Origin of the sequence: Thalassococcus sp. BH17M4-6, from assembly GCF_049323015.1 — a bacterium.
In the GTDB taxonomy this organism is placed as follows: Bacteria; Pseudomonadota; Alphaproteobacteria; order Rhodobacterales; family Rhodobacteraceae; genus Puniceibacterium.
On the sequence record NZ_JBMPGU010000001.1, the window covers coordinates 1 to 13,577 of the forward strand.

Below are 13,577 nucleotides of genomic sequence, written 5' to 3' on the forward strand. Positions count from 1 at the left end.
GGGGGCGCTGCCCCCGCACCCCCGAGGTATTTGAGAACCGGAGAAGCAGGCGCGCTCAGGCCAGCATGGCCATCGGGTTTTCCAGGTGACGGACGATGGCGGCCAGCAGATCAGCGCCAAGCGCGCCGTCGATGACCCGGTGATCGACGCTGAGCGTCATGGACATGACCGTGGCGACGCCAAGGCTGCCGTCCTCGGTCACGACCGGCTGCTTGATCCCGGCCCCGACGGCGAGGATCGCGCCGTGCGGCGGGTTGATCACCGCGTCGAAATTCTCGATCCCCATCATCCCGAGGTTGGAAATGGCAAAGCTCCCGCCCTGGTAGTCCTGCGGGGCAAGCTTGCGGTCGCGGGCGCGGGCCGCGAGGTCCTTCATCTCGGTCGAGAGGGCAGAGAGCGACTTGGCCTCAGCGTCGCGGAGCACCGGCGTGAAAAGCCCGCCCTCGATGGCGACGGCCACGGCGACATCCGACGGCGTCAGGCGCAGGATGCGGTCCCCGGCCCAGACGGCGTTGGCGTCGGGCACTTCTTGCAGGGCGAGGGCGCAGGCCTTGATGATGAAATCGTTGACCGAGAGCTTGACCCCGCGCGCCGAGAGCTGCGCGTTGATCTGAGCGCGGAAGTCCAGCAGAGCGTCGAGCCGGACAGAGCGGCGCAGGTAGAAATGCGGGATGGTCTGCTTTGCCTCGGTCAGGCGGGCGGCGATGGTCTTGCGCATGCCGTCAAGCGGCACCTCTTCAAAGGCGCGGTCGGCATAGAGGGCGGCGACCTGGCTGGCCGAGGGGGATGCGGGAGCCGTGGCGGCCTGTTGCGGCACCTCCTCCGCCCGGTCGGGCGTCTTCGGTGTGGCGCTGGCGCTTTCGACATCGGCCTTGACGATCCGGCCGCGCGGGCCCGACCCGGTGATCTGCGCGAGATCCAGCCCCTTCTGCTCTGCGATGCGGCGCGCGAGGGGCGAGGCGAAGATCCGCGTGCCGTCCCGTCCGGGCGCAGGCGGCGCGGGGGCGGCATCGGCAGGCGTCACCGGGGCCTGCGGCGCCCGCTCAGTCGCCTGTTCGGCGGCAGGTGGCGGGGCGATATCATCGGCGCTTTCGCCATCCTCCAGAAGGACAGCGATGGGCGTGTTGACCTTGACCGCGGCGGTGCCTTCGGCGACGAGGATCTGCCCCATCGTGCCTTCGTCCACCGCTTCGAATTCCATCGTCGCCTTGTCGGTCTCGATCTCGGCGATCACGTCGCCCGCGCTGACCGTATCGCCCTCCTTCACCAGCCATTTCGCCAGTGCGCCTTCCTCCATCGTGGGGCTGAGGGCGGGCATGAGAATCTCAACGGGCATCGGGGGTCTCCGCATCCAGGTCCATGAGGTCGAAGGGCTTTTTCGGCGTCTCTCCCTGCGCCAGCGCCGTCACCGCGCGGCGCAGCTGGGGCCCGTGCGCGGCGATCCATTCATAGGCCTCCTGATGGCTGGGGCGCGTCCCGGGGCGCAGACCGTCCATCAGGCATTCCGGCACGAACGCCACCACGTCGCCGCTGCGCACGCGGTAGGCCTCGCGCGCCACGTCGCGGCCCAGCACCTCGACCCCGCTGCCGGTCATCGGTAGGTCACCTTCTTGCAGGCGGCCACGACCTCTTCGGTGGTGACGAGCGCGTGCTTTTCGAGGTTCGCGGCATAGGGCATCGGCACGTCCTTGCCGGTGCAGTTGAGCACCGGCGCGTCGAGGTAATCGAAGGCCTCCTGCATCAGCACGGCCGAGATGTGATTGCCGATACTGCCTACCGGCCAGCCTTCTTCGACCGTGACGCAGCGGTTGGTCTTTTGCACGCTGGCAATGACCGTCGCGGTGTCCATCGGACGCAGGGTGCGCAGATCGACCACCTCTGCATCGATCCCGTCTTTGGCAAGCTTTTCAGCGGCTTCCAGCGCATATGTCATGCCGATGCCGAAGCTCACGATGGTGACATCCTGACCCTCGCGCCAGATCCGCGCCTTGCCGAAGGGCACGGTGAAATCGTCCATCACCGGCACCTCGAACGACCGTCCGTACAGGATTTCGTTCTCCAGAAAGATCACCGGGTTGGGATCGCGGATCGCGGTTTTCAGCAGGCCCTTGGCGTCGGAGGCGGAGTAGGGCATCGCCACTTTCAGCCCCGGGATCTGCGCGTACCACGCCGCGTAATCCTGGCTGTGCTGTGCCGCCACCCGGGCCGCAGCACCGTTGGGCCCCCTGAACACCATCGGCGCGCCCATCTGGCCGCCCGACATGTAAAGCGTCTTGGCCGCGGAGTTGACGATTTGGTCCATCGCCTGCATGGCGAAGTTGAAGGTCATGAACTCCACGATGGGCCGCAGCCCTCCGAAGGCCGCACCGACCGCAAGGCCGGCAAAGCCGTGTTCGGTGATCGGCGTGTCGATCACGCGCTTTGACTTGAACTCTTCCAAAAGGCCCTGGCTGATCTTGTAGGCGCCCTGGTATTCGGCCACCTCTTCACCCATCAGGAACACCGTGTCGTCGCGGCGCATTTCCTCGGCCATGGCATCGCGCAAAGCCTCGCGGACGGTCTGTTTCTTGACCTTTGTGCCCTGCGGCCAGTCGGGTTCCGGCGTGGCGGCCGCGACCTTGGCGGGCGAGGGGTGATCCTTGGCCACTGCGGGCTGGCTTTCCGAGGTCAGCGTCTTGTCGGCGGGCGCAGGCTGCTGCGATTGCGCGCTCTCGACGGTCGCGGTCTCGGCATCCTCGCCCTCGTCCAGCAGCAGCGCGATGGGGGTGTTGACCTTGACCGCCTGCGTGCCTTCCTCGACCAGCAGCGACCCGATCACGCCTTCGTCGACCGCTTCGAATTCCATCGTCGCCTTGTCGGTCTCGATCTCGGCGATCACGTCCCCCGCGCTGACCGTATCGCCCTCCTTCACCAGCCATTTCGCCAGCGTGCCTTCCTCCATCGTGGGGCTGAGGGCTGGCATGAGGATTTCCGTGGCCATCACACATCCTCCGTCGCATAAATATCCGTCCAGAGCTCGTCCAGATCCGGCTCCGGGCTTTCGCGGGCGAAATCGGCGGCGGCGTTCACGACGCTCTTGATCTCCTTGTCGATGGTCTTGAGGTCCTCTTCGCTGGCGTGGCCGCCATCAAGCAGAAGGGCGCGGACGTGTTCGATGCAGTCGCGTTCCTCGCGCATCTTCTGCACCTCTTCACGGGTGCGGTACTTGGCCGGGTCCGACATCGAATGGCCGCGGTAGCGGTATGTCTTGATCTCGAGGATATACGGGCCCTTGCCCGCGCGGCAGTGTTTCACCGCCTTGAGGCCCGCATCGCGCACCGCCAGCACTTCCATGCCGTCAACCGCCTCTCCGGGGATGCCGTAGGCCGCGCCGCGTTCCCACATCGACGGGCTCTTGGTCGAGCGCGTTACCGATGTGCCCATGGCGTACTGATTGTTTTCAATGACGAAAACCACCGGCAGGTCCCAAAGCTCGGCCATGTTGTAGGTCTCGTAGACCTGGCCCTGGTTGGCCGCGCCATCGCCGAAATAGGTGAAGGTGACGTTCTTGTTGCCCTTGTACTTGTCGGAAAAGGCCAGCCCCGCGCCGATCGGCACCTGCGCCGCCACGATGCCGTGCCCGCCGTAGAAATCCTTTTCCTTCGAGAACATGTGCATCGAGCCGCCCTTGCCCTTGGAATAGCCCCCGGCGCGGCCCGTGAGTTCCGCCATCACGCCATTCGGATCCATCCCGCAGGCCAGCATGTGCCCGTGATCGCGGTACGAGGTCAGGCGCTTGTCGCCATCCTGTGCCGCGGCCTCAAGCCCGACAACCACCGCTTCCTGTCCGATGTAGAGGTGACAGAACCCGCCGATCAGGCCCATGCCATAAAGCTGGCCCGCCTTTTCCTCGAACCGGCGGATCAGCAGCATGTCCCGGTAGAACTGCGTCAGCTCTTCGGCCGACGCATCGGGTTTGGCGGTGGTCTTGCGCGCAGCCATGGCCGCACCTCCCTGACAGTTAGTTTAGCGCTAAACGGTTTTGCTCAGGGTAGGGCTGTTCGCGGGGTCTGTCAAAGCGACTGAGGTCGGTATCGCGGCCCGCTCAGCGCACCACGATTTCGTCAGAGCGGGTCAGGCCCAGCACGTCGCGGGCCTGCTGGTCGAGCAGGTCGAGGTCAAGGTAATCGTCCGACAGCCGCCGGGTGAGGTTCTCCATCCGCGCCACCTCGGCCTCGAGTCCCGCCAGTTCGCGGCGCAACTCTGCCGCCTCGACGGCGATTTCCGCACGACGGAACACGCCGTAATCGCCCTGCACGGCGGCGAAGGTGAAGTACCCCGCCAGCGTCACGCAGACCGCGAAAAAGATCAGGACGCCAAAGGCGGGACGGGTGCGACGGGTGGTCATGCTCTGCCTCTCCGGTGCGCCTCTGACGGGCGCGTGGGCACAACTATGCCACAATGATTCCATACAGGGAATCCCCTGTTGAAGCGGTTTGAGAGAAAGTGATTCGAAAATGCCGCAGCGGCCAAATCGAAATGGGGGTGATGTTGTTGTGCCCCTTGCGACACGGCGGCGAAAACGAAAGGTCAGTGCTATGAGAAGAAGGCGCGTCTCGGGGCGAACGAAATGGATCATACTGCTCGCCGTAGTCGGGACCACGGGACTGACTGCCAGCCGGGTCATGACCGAGGAAACGAAGGTCTACGTTCGGCGAGGTCTTGATGAGATCAGGGACACTTCTGCAGGACTAGCCGCAGCGGCGGGCCTGTCATCCAAATGCCGTATCAAGGGCAATGTCAGCCGATCGTCGGGCGACCGGATTTATCACATGGTCGGGCAAGAATTCTACAACCAGACCCGAATTGATTTGCTGGAAGGTGAACGGTGGTTCTGTACCGAAGCGGAGGCGCGTGCCGCTGGATGGCGGCGCGCCAGAAACTAGGGCCTTTGCGTCACCCCAACGCCGCCACCCCGGGCAGGGTCTTGCCCTCCATCCATTCCAGGAACGCGCCGCCCGCGGTCGAGATGTAGGTAAAATCCTCTGCCGCCCCGGCCTTGTTGAGCGCGGCCACCGTGTCGCCGCCACCGGCGACCGACACGAGTTTGCCTTCGCGGCTGAGCTTCGCGGCATGGCCCGCGGCGGCGTTGGTGGCGGCATCGAAGGGGGCGATCTCGAACGCCCCCAGCGGGCCGTTCCAAATGAGCGTCTTCGCCCGCTCAAGCGCCTGGCCCACATGCGCCACCGAATCCGGGCCAGCGTCCAGGATCATCGCATCCGCCGGGCAGTCCTCGGCCTTCACAACCTCGTTCTCGGCCCCGGCCTTGAACTCACGCGCCACGACCACGTCGCGCGGCAGCAGGATCTCGCAGCCCCCCGCGGCGGCCTTTTCGGCGATCTCTTTCGCGGTGCCGGTCATCTCGTGCTCGCAAAGCGATTTGCCCACGTCGAGGCCCTGCGCCGCCAGGAAGGTGTTGGCCATACCGCCGCCGATCACCAGCATGTCGACCTTTTCCACCAGGTTCGACAGCAGTTCGAGCTTGGTCGACACCTTGGCCCCGCCAACCACGGCAAGCACCGGGCGTTCGGGATCGCCAAGCGCCTTTTCCAGCGCCGAGAGTTCGGCCTGCATCAGACGACCCGCGCAGGAGGGCAGAAGCCGCGCCAGCGCTTCGGTCGAGGCATGGGCGCGGTGGGCGGCGGAAAAGGCGTCGTTGCAATAGACATCGCCCAGTTCGGCCATGCCCGCCGCAAGCTCTGCGTCGTTCTTTTCTTCGCCCGCGTGAAAGCGCGTGTTTTCAAGCAGCAGCACTTCACCGGGTTGCAGCGCGTCCACCGCAGCCTTTGCGGCGGGGCCAATGCAATCGGCGGCAAAGACAACCTTTGCATCAAGCGCCTTTTCCAGCGCCGGGATCAGCGGTTGCAGGCTCATCTCGTCCACGCGCTTGCCCTTGGGGCGGCCGAAATGCGCGAGCAACACCGGCTTGCCCCCTGCGGCGAGGATATCCGCGACCGTGGGCGCGATGCGTTCGATCCGGGTGGCGTCGGTGACGCGGCCATCCTCGACCGGCACGTTGATGTCCACGCGGGTCAGCACGCGCTTGCCGTCAAGATCCATCTGGTCGAGCGTTTTCCAGGCCATGTCGTCAATCTCCGGGGGTGTCTGCGGTCGCGCCTAGGTTTGGCCGGTTGCGCCGCAGAGGTCAATGCACCGCTTGGCATTCGCCGCCCCGACGATTACCTAAGGACCAGACAAGCCAAGGGAGCGACACATGGCCGAGATCAAGGACCCCGAAAACACCATCCTGATGGAGCTGAAAGGCGGCACCGTCGTCATCGAACTGCTGCCCGAAGTGGCCCCGCAGCATTCCGAACGGATGAAGGACCTGGCGCGCGCAGGGCTTTATGACAACGTCTGTTTTCACAGGGTGATCGACGGGTTCATGGCGCAGACGGGCGACGTGGCCAACGGCAACATGGAAAAGGATTTCAACATCCGCGCCGCGGGCACCGGCGGTTCGGAACTGCCGAACCTGCCTGCGGAATTCTCCAAGCTGCCGCATGACCGCGGCACCCTGGGCGCTGCGCGCAGCCAGAACCCGAACTCCGCCAATTCGCAATTCTTCATCAACTTCAAGGACAACCATTTCCTCAACGGTCAGTACACCGTCTATGGCCGGGTGATTTCGGGGATGGAGCATGTGGACGCCATCACCAAGGGCGAACCGCCCGCCGATCCCGACCGGATGATTTCCGTGAAGGTGGCCGCCGATGCGTAAGCTTCTGTGCACCGCGGCGCTTCTGGCCGCCAGCCCCGCGCTTGCGACCGGGATCGAGATCGAGGTCGCCGGTGAGGCCAACGGCACCATCGCAATCGACCTTTTCGAAGACGTGGCCCCGCAGCATGTTGAACGGATCACCACGCTGGCAGAGCAGGGCGCCTATGACGGTGTGGTCTTTCACCGGGTGATCGACGGCTTCATGGCGCAAACCGGTGACGTGGAATTCGGCAAGACCGGCGGCAACATGAGCATGGCCGGGCGCGGCGGGTCCGACCTGCCCGACCTGCCTGCGGAGTTTTCGGATCTGTCGTTCGAGCGGGGCGTCGTGGGCATGGCCCGGTCGCAGAACCCGAACTCGGCCAATTCGCAGTTCTTCATCATGTTTGCCCCGGGCGAGTTTCTCAACGGTCAGTACACGATCGTGGGCGAGGTGACCGACGGGCTCGACGTGCTCGACGCGATCAAGCGCGGCGAGGGCCCCAACGGCGCCGTGATCGGCGCACCGGACGTGATGCAGTCGGTCACCGTCACCGACTAGAGGCGCGAATACGGCGCGTACTGCGACATGTGCGAGGGGCGCTGCCCCTCGCGCTCCCCGAAGTATTTCCGGGCAGATGAAACAGGTGACTGCGCTTCTCCCTCACGTCTGCGTGGGGTGGGCTGGGCGTGCCGGGGCCTTTGGTGCAGACTTTGCCCAGAGGCATATCGGAGGGGTGCGGATGCTGCGTCTTTGGGGAATCGTCGTCGCGCTGTGGGTTGCAGGCATGGCCCAGGCCACGCCGCCTTTCTGGGAAAACGAATGGCCCGACACGAACTTTGACCGCACCAGTGTCGCCAACTGGGCCGAGATCATCTCGGGCGGGCCGGGAAAGGACGGCATCCCGGCGCTGAGCGATCCGGATTTCGTCAAGGTTGCGGACAAGCGCGGCATCGCCGGGCCGGAACCCGTGATCGCAGTCGAGATTGCAGGCGCTACGCCGCGCGCCTATCCGATCCGCTATCTGACCTGGCATGAAATCGTCAACGACCGGATTGGCGGCGTCCCCGTCGCGGTGACCTTCTGCCCCTTGTGCAATTCTGCGCTGACCTTCGACCGGCGGGTCGACGGCCGGGAACTGACCTTCGGCGTGACCGGCAAGCTGCGGTTTTCCGACATGGTGATGTATGATCGCGAAACCCAAAGCTGGTGGCAGCAGGCCATAGGCGAGGCCATCGTCGGCGAGCTGACCGGGGCGGAACTGCGGCAGGTGCCCAGCTGGCTCGAGTCCTGGGAGGCGTTCAGCGCCCGCAATCCAGGCGGCCTGGTCATGGCGGAACCGGGCTACAACCGCGACTACGGTCGCAATCCCTACCGCAACTACGACAGTTCGAAGCGCCCGTTCCTTTATTCCGGCGATCCGCCGCCGCACGGCATCCCTGCACTGATGCGGGTGGTGCGCGTGGGCGACAGGGCCTGGCCCATGGATCGGCTGCGGCAGGAGCAGACCATTGCCGAGGCCGGGGTAACGATCGACTGGCGCGCGGGCCAGGCTTCTGCCCTGGATGCCAGCACCATCGCGCGCGGGCGCGATGTCGGGTCTGTGCGGGTGCGCGACGAGCAGGGGCATGACGTGCCGCATGACGTCATGTTCGCCTTTGCATTTGATGCGTTCTGGCCGGAAGGCACCTGGATGCTGGGGCGTTAGGCCGCGAGGCGTTCGGGCAGCCGGCAGGCCAGTGGGGCCAGCGCCCGGGCATAGAGCCAGGTGCCGCCCAGCCGGTGGATCTGTGCGCCGGTGCCCAGTTTGAAACGTGCGAGGCCCGGCGCGTCGTCGGTGTTGACCGCCCCAAGGTCCAGCTGGCGAACGCCGACATCGGCCAAGGCACAGATCGCCCGCCAAAGCACCAGATTCATCGCGTTGCTGCGGCGGCCGGAGTCGGTGCTGACGCCGATCTGATATGTCGCCATCGCACCATGGCGCAGGATCAGCGCGGCGGCCACGGGGCCATCGCGATCGCGCGCCTCGACCACCTGCGCCTTGCCCGGATTGGCCATTGCAAAGGGGAGCCAGGTACCCGCTGGCAGGCCGCGATAGCGTTTGCTCCGCTGTTGCGCGACCTCTGCCGACAGCAGCCAGTGACCGGGGCTAAGCGGGCCCTGCGTCACCTGCAACCCCGCGCCTTCGGCCCGGACCAGCCGGTTGCGCCATTTCTGGTGTAGCGCCGCGCGCATGAGGGTGGGGTCTTGCAGATCAAGTATCGCAAGGCTCGCCGGGGTGATCAGTGGCCAGAACCCGGCATCGCGCAGGCCGTTCGGGCAGGCAGTGCCCGCGTTCAGGATCAGCGGGCGGGATCGGGGCAGGGCCTGCAGCCACGCCGCCATGCGGGGCGGACCGTCCCATACCGGCCCGCGAGAGATCAGATCGACTGGCCCCAGAACCGCGAGACGCCGAGACTGAACCTGCCAAACCGCGCTTGACCCCGGGCCAAAGCATCCCTGATGCCGCCGCACCGGCAGGCCAAGCGCGGTCAGGGTGCGGGCGAATTCGGGCGATTGCAGCAAGGGAATTGGAGGTGTCATGGATGCATTAACGCAATCGAAAACGAAATCCGCGTTAATGCGCACATGAGTGATATCGCAAAGAGGGGGCCCAGGGCGCCGCGCCCCCGACCCACCCCTGCCGCGGCCCTGCTGCTGGCGATGGGTCTGTCGCTGCCCATGGCCGCGCTTGGCATTGCCGAGGTGATCTGGTGATCCGCCTTATGCGGCGGATCACCGGTGCCATAGCTATTCGGCGCGCTTGACCAGCGCGTGGCGCTTTTTCCCGGCACTCAGCTTCACAGGAGTGGCCAAGGCGCCCGCATCCAGCATCAACCCCGCATCCGTCAGCGGCGCATCGTCGATGCGGGCACCGTTTTCGGCGATCAGCCGCTTGGCCTCCTTGCCCGATTTGGCAAGGCCCGCGCGCACCAGCACCTGCACGATGGATACGCCGTCCGACAGCTCGTCCGCCGTCAGCTCCAGCGTTGGCAGATCGTCGCCCACGCCGCCCCGCTCGAAGACCTCACGCGCGGTCGCCTCTGCCGTCGCGGCGGCCTCGGCCCCGTGGCAAAGCGTCGTGACCTCGTTGGCCAGACGGATCTTGGCGCTGTTGATCTCGGACCCGCCAAGCGCGCCCAGACGGTCGCATTCCTCGACCGGGAGCTCGGTATAAAGCTTGAGGAACCGGCCCACATCGGCATCGGTGGTGTTGCGCCAGAACTGCCAGAACTCATAGGGGCTCAGCATGTCGGCATTGAGCCAGATCGCCCCGTTGGCGGTCTTGCCCATCTTCTTGCCGTCGCTGGTGGTCAGAAGCGGCGTCGTCAGGCCATAGATCTCGTGATCCAGCACCCGGCGCGTCAGGTCGATGCCGTTGACGATGTTGCCCCACTGGTCCGATCCGCCGAACTGCACCAGACAGCCGTAACGGCGATTCAGTTCCAGAAAATCATAGGCCTGCAGGATCATGTAGTTGAATTCGAGGAACGACAGCGACTGTTCGCGGTCGAGCCGCGATTTCACCGACTCGAACGCCAGCATCCGGTTGACCGAAAAATGCCGACCGATGTCGCGCAGGAAGTCGAGGTAGTTGAGCCCGTCCAGCCATTCGGCATTGTTGAGCATCAGCGCGCCGGTGGGGTTGTCGCCGTAATCGACGTATTTTTCGAACACCTGCTTGATCCCGGCGATGTTGTCGTCGATCTGCGCGGGCGTCAGCAGCGGGCGTTCCTCGGCGCGAAAGCTCGGGTCGCCCACCTTGGTGGTGCCGCCGCCCATGAGCGTGATGGGCTTGTGCCCGGTCTTCTGCAGCCAGCGCAGCGTCATGATCTGGATCAGGCTGCCCACGTGCAACGATTTCGCCGTCGCGTCAAAGCCGATATAGCCCGGCACCACCCCCTTGGTCAGCGCCTCGTCAAGGCCCTGATAATCGGTGCAGTCGGCCAGAAAGCCGCGCTCTATCATGACGCGCATGAAGTCCGATTTGGGATGGTAGGTCATGGTCTGTTCCCTCTAAAGTGCGCGCAACCTATAGTGACCGGAGTGGCGAAGGAAAAGACCATGTTGGGCAGGCAGGCGATCTGGGCGCTGGGGGCGATGTCGGGCACGTCGCTGGACGGTGTCGACACGGCGATGCTGCGCACCGATGGTGAGGTCATCCTCGAGTTCGGCCGCTCAGGCTACCGGCCCTATTCCGATGCCGAAAGGGCCGAACTGCGGGCGGTGCTGGGCCGCTGGCCGGGCGCGGGGCTGGAAGCGGCGCAAGAGGTGATCCAGACCGCTCATATCGAGGCGTTGGGCGCCTATGACGGGGTCGATCTGATCGGGTTTCACGGCCAGACCCTGGCGCATGATCCGCGCGGGCGCGGCACGCACCAGCTGGGCGACGGCGGGGCGCTGGCGAAAGCGCTGGGCGTGCCCGTGGTCTGGGATTTCCGCAGCAACGACGTGCGGCTGGGCGGTGAGGGCGCGCCGCTGGCGCCGTTCTATCATTTCGCCTGCGCCAAATGGATCGGCGCGACAGCACCCATGGCCTTTCTCAACCTCGGCGGGGTGGGCAACCTCACATGGGTCGATCCGTCGGTTGACCGGCCCGAGGCCCAGGGCGCGCTACTGGCCTTCGACACCGGGCCTGCCAACGCTCCGATCAACGACCTGATGACCCAGCGCCGCGGGCTGGAATGTGACCGTGACGGCGCGCTGGCCGCCACGGGACAGGTGGTCGATGGCGCGCTGGAGCTGTTCCTCGACGAAGGTTATTTCCTCAAGATGCCGCCCAAGTCCCTGGACCGGGACGATTTTTCGCTGATGCTGGACCTCGTGCGCGAGCTCGACGATGCAGATGCCGCCGCCACCATGACCGCGATGGCCGCCGCCGCCGTGATGCGCGGGGTTGAGCATTGCCCGACCCCGCCCGCGCGGCTGCTGGTGACGGGCGGCGGGCGGCACAACCCGGTGATGATGGCGATGCTGGCCGCCGGCCTCGACTGCCCGGTCGAGCCGGTGGAGGCGGTGGGGCTTGATGGCGACATGCTTGAAGCGCAGGCCTTTGCCTATCTCGCGGTGCGGGTGGCGCGGGGGCTACCGACCTCGTGCCCGTCCACGACCGGCGTGCGCGCGGCGGTGGGCGGGGGAGAGATCAGCCGCCCGTGAAGCGGCCGTTTTCCTCAAGGAAAACGGACCGGAAAATCCGAATTTTCCGGTGCCTCACCCGCCCGTATGGCTCATGTGCCGCGATACGCGTCCGTCGACCGACTGCCGGGAATAGTCGAAATCGTGGCCCTTTGGCTTGCGCGCGATCGCAGCGCGGATCGCCGCCTCCAGCGGGGCGTCACTGCCCGGATGGTTGCGCAGGGCCGAGCGCAGGTCGGCGTTGTCCTCCTGGCCCAGGCACATGAAAAGCTCGCCGGTGCAGGTCAGCCGCACGCGGTTGCAGCTTTCGCAGAAGTTATGCGTGAGCGGCGTGATGAACCCGATTTTCTGGCCTGTCTCTTCCAGCCGCACATAGCGCGCGGGGCCGCCGGTGCTTTCGGGCAGATCGGTCAGCGTGTAGTGCTTGCCCAGCGTCCGGCGCAGGTCGTCCAGCTTCCAGTACTGGCCCAGCCGATCCTCGTTGCCTATGTCGCCCATCGGCATGACCTCGATCCAGGTCAGGTCCATGTCGCGGCGTGCACACCATTCGGTGAGGGTCAGCAATTCATCCTCGTTGAAGCCCTTAAGCGCCACGGTGTTGATTTTGACCCTGAGTCCGGCCTTTTGCGCGGCGTCGATGCCGCGCAGCACCTGAGGCAGGCGGCCCCAGCGGGTGATATCGGCGAACTTCTGCTCGTCCAGCGTATCGAGCGAGATGTTCACACGCCGCACGCCCGCGGCATAAAGATCGTCCGCGAACCGTTCGAGCTGCGATCCGTTGGTGGTCAGCGTCAGTTCCTTCAGCGTGCCGGCCTCAAGATGCCGGGTCATGGCCCGAAAGAACGTCAGGATATCGCGCCGCACCAGCGGTTCGCCGCCGGTGATGCGCAGCTTTTCCACCCCCAGCCGCACGAAGGTCGAACACATGCGGTCCAGCTCCTCGAGCGTCAGAAGCTCTTTCTTCGGCAGAAAGGTCATGTTCTCGGACATGCAGTAGACGCAGCGAAAATCGCAGCGGTCGGTGACCGAGACGCGCAGATACGAAATCGGGCGCAGGAAGGGATCAATCAGGGGCGATGTCATGCGCAGACCCTAGTATTCCGCGCGCCGATGGGCAAGTATCGCCATCGAAACGCGATCACGACTTAGGTGCCATATGGGTGACTTCTCGAAACTTTTTCCGCTCATCTGTCTGGTGCCGCTGGGTGCCTGTTCCGACATGATGAACCAGGCCCAGCCGCAGCCCGCCGCCGCGGCCCCGCCCCCGGCAGAAGAGGCGGCGGCCGCGCCCGTCATCTCGCGCACCCCGCCGCCTGCCGCCCGCACGGTCGAGGATTTCGACACCACCACCGCAGAGGAACGCGCCGCCGCCGCGGCCCCGGCCGAACCCGCTGGCGAACGGTCGCTGGGCACGACCGTGGCGTCGCTGGGCGATCCGGCGCGGCCGGGGTTCTGGCTGGAAACGACGCTGGTGGACGCCCCCACCTCGGGCCGCGTGCTGCTGCCCGGCACGGGCAAATCCGCGCAGGTCGACCTCATCCCGATTGCCGATGGCGGCAGCCGGATCTCGCTTGCGGCGATGCGGCTCATCGGCGCGTCGCTGACCGATCTGCCGACGATCGAGGTTTTCGCAGGCGGCTGACCACCGTTCTGGCCAAGTTC

16 protein-coding genes are annotated in these 13,577 nt (G+C 65.6%); 7 read left to right on the top strand and 9 right to left on the bottom strand.

The window, feature by feature from the left end; translation table 11 throughout:
• Positions 1-55: 55 nt before the first annotated feature.
• From ACOXXX_RS00005 to ACOXXX_RS00025, 5 genes are all read right to left on the bottom strand, one after another.
• Positions 56-1,336 carry a pyruvate dehydrogenase complex dihydrolipoamide acetyltransferase gene (locus ACOXXX_RS00005; RefSeq protein ID WP_422824481.1) on the bottom strand — a complete coding sequence of 427 codons (1,281 nt, stop codon included), beginning with the start codon at positions 1,334-1,336 and terminating at the stop codon, positions 56-58.
• The gene (locus ACOXXX_RS00010) at positions 1,326-1,595 is read right to left on the bottom strand and encodes a hypothetical protein (protein WP_422824482.1); all 270 of its coding nucleotides are present in this window, start codon (positions 1,593-1,595) and stop codon (positions 1,326-1,328) included. The genes ACOXXX_RS00005 and ACOXXX_RS00010 overlap by 11 nt, the downstream gene beginning before the upstream one ends.
• Positions 1,592-2,980 carry a pyruvate dehydrogenase complex E1 component subunit beta gene (locus ACOXXX_RS00015; RefSeq protein ID WP_422824483.1) on the bottom strand — a complete coding sequence of 463 codons (1,389 nt, stop codon included), beginning with the start codon at positions 2,978-2,980 and terminating at the stop codon, positions 1,592-1,594. Before ACOXXX_RS00015 ends, ACOXXX_RS00010 begins: the two co-directional genes overlap by 4 nt.
• On the bottom strand, positions 2,980-3,981 hold the full coding sequence (pdhA, locus tag ACOXXX_RS00020) for a pyruvate dehydrogenase (acetyl-transferring) E1 component subunit alpha (protein ID WP_422824484.1): 1,002 nt from the start codon (positions 3,979-3,981) through the stop codon (positions 2,980-2,982). The genes ACOXXX_RS00015 and pdhA overlap by 1 nt, the downstream gene beginning before the upstream one ends.
• A 103-nt stretch (positions 3,982-4,084) precedes the next feature.
• Positions 4,085-4,387, bottom strand: a complete 303-nt coding sequence (locus tag ACOXXX_RS00025; RefSeq protein WP_422824485.1) for an FtsB family cell division protein — start codon at positions 4,385-4,387, stop codon at positions 4,085-4,087.
• Positions 4,388-4,664: 277 nt separating this feature from the next.
• Between ACOXXX_RS00025 and ACOXXX_RS00030 the strand changes: the two genes are divergently transcribed.
• Positions 4,665-4,925 carry a hypothetical protein gene (locus tag ACOXXX_RS00030; RefSeq protein WP_422824486.1) on the top strand — a complete coding sequence of 87 codons (261 nt, stop codon included), beginning with the start codon at positions 4,665-4,667 and terminating at the stop codon, positions 4,923-4,925.
• Between the two features lie 10 nt (positions 4,926-4,935).
• On the opposite strand, the gene ACOXXX_RS00035 is transcribed toward ACOXXX_RS00030, so the two are convergent.
• The gene (locus ACOXXX_RS00035; RefSeq protein ID WP_422824487.1) at positions 4,936-6,123 is read right to left on the bottom strand and encodes a phosphoglycerate kinase; all 1,188 of its coding nucleotides are present in this window, start codon (positions 6,121-6,123) and stop codon (positions 4,936-4,938) included.
• A 130-nt stretch (positions 6,124-6,253) separates the two neighbouring features.
• Between ACOXXX_RS00035 and ACOXXX_RS00040 the strand changes: the two genes are divergently transcribed.
• From ACOXXX_RS00040 to ACOXXX_RS00050, 3 genes are all read left to right on the top strand, one after another.
• Complete coding sequence (locus ACOXXX_RS00040; RefSeq protein WP_422824488.1) at positions 6,254-6,760, top strand: peptidylprolyl isomerase; 507 nt, start codon at positions 6,254-6,256, stop codon at positions 6,758-6,760.
• Positions 6,753-7,301 (top strand): peptidylprolyl isomerase, encoded by a 549-nt coding sequence (locus ACOXXX_RS00045; RefSeq protein ID WP_422824489.1) that lies wholly within the window; start codon positions 6,753-6,755, stop codon positions 7,299-7,301. The genes ACOXXX_RS00040 and ACOXXX_RS00045 overlap by 8 nt, the downstream gene beginning before the upstream one ends.
• Positions 7,302-7,482: 181 nt before the next feature.
• Entirely contained in the window at positions 7,483-8,448 is a 966-nt protein-coding gene (locus ACOXXX_RS00050; RefSeq protein WP_422824490.1) for a DUF3179 domain-containing protein, read from the top strand.
• On the opposite strand, the gene ACOXXX_RS00055 is transcribed toward ACOXXX_RS00050, so the two are convergent.
• Positions 8,445-9,323, bottom strand: a complete 879-nt coding sequence (locus ACOXXX_RS00055; RefSeq protein WP_422824491.1) for a GNAT family N-acetyltransferase — start codon at positions 9,321-9,323, stop codon at positions 8,445-8,447. The genes ACOXXX_RS00050 and ACOXXX_RS00055 overlap by 4 nt on opposite strands.
• Positions 9,324-9,368: 45 nt before the next feature.
• Between ACOXXX_RS00055 and ACOXXX_RS00060 the strand changes: the two genes are divergently transcribed.
• A complete protein-coding gene (locus ACOXXX_RS00060; RefSeq protein ID WP_422824492.1) occupies positions 9,369-9,497 on the top strand; it encodes a hypothetical protein in 129 nt (42 codons plus the stop codon).
• Positions 9,498-9,530: 33 nt separating this feature from the next.
• Here ACOXXX_RS00060 and tyrS read toward each other — a convergent pair whose 3' ends face one another.
• Complete coding sequence (gene tyrS / locus ACOXXX_RS00065; protein ID WP_422824493.1) at positions 9,531-10,784, bottom strand: tyrosine--tRNA ligase; 1,254 nt, start codon at positions 10,782-10,784, stop codon at positions 9,531-9,533.
• Between the two features lie 60 nt (positions 10,785-10,844).
• Between tyrS and ACOXXX_RS00070 the strand changes: the two genes are divergently transcribed.
• On the top strand, positions 10,845-11,936 hold the full coding sequence (locus tag ACOXXX_RS00070; protein WP_422824494.1) for an anhydro-N-acetylmuramic acid kinase: 1,092 nt from the start codon (positions 10,845-10,847) through the stop codon (positions 11,934-11,936).
• 54 nt (positions 11,937-11,990) lie between these two features.
• On the opposite strand, the gene moaA is transcribed toward ACOXXX_RS00070, so the two are convergent.
• The gene (moaA, locus tag ACOXXX_RS00075) at positions 11,991-12,998 is read right to left on the bottom strand and encodes a GTP 3',8-cyclase MoaA (protein ID WP_422824495.1); all 1,008 of its coding nucleotides are present in this window, start codon (positions 12,996-12,998) and stop codon (positions 11,991-11,993) included.
• A 73-nt stretch (positions 12,999-13,071) separates the two neighbouring features.
• On the opposite strand from moaA, the gene ACOXXX_RS00080 reads away from it, so the two are divergent.
• Entirely contained in the window at positions 13,072-13,557 is a 486-nt protein-coding gene (locus tag ACOXXX_RS00080; protein ID WP_422824496.1) for a hypothetical protein, read from the top strand.
• Positions 13,558-13,577 lie beyond the last annotated feature (20 nt).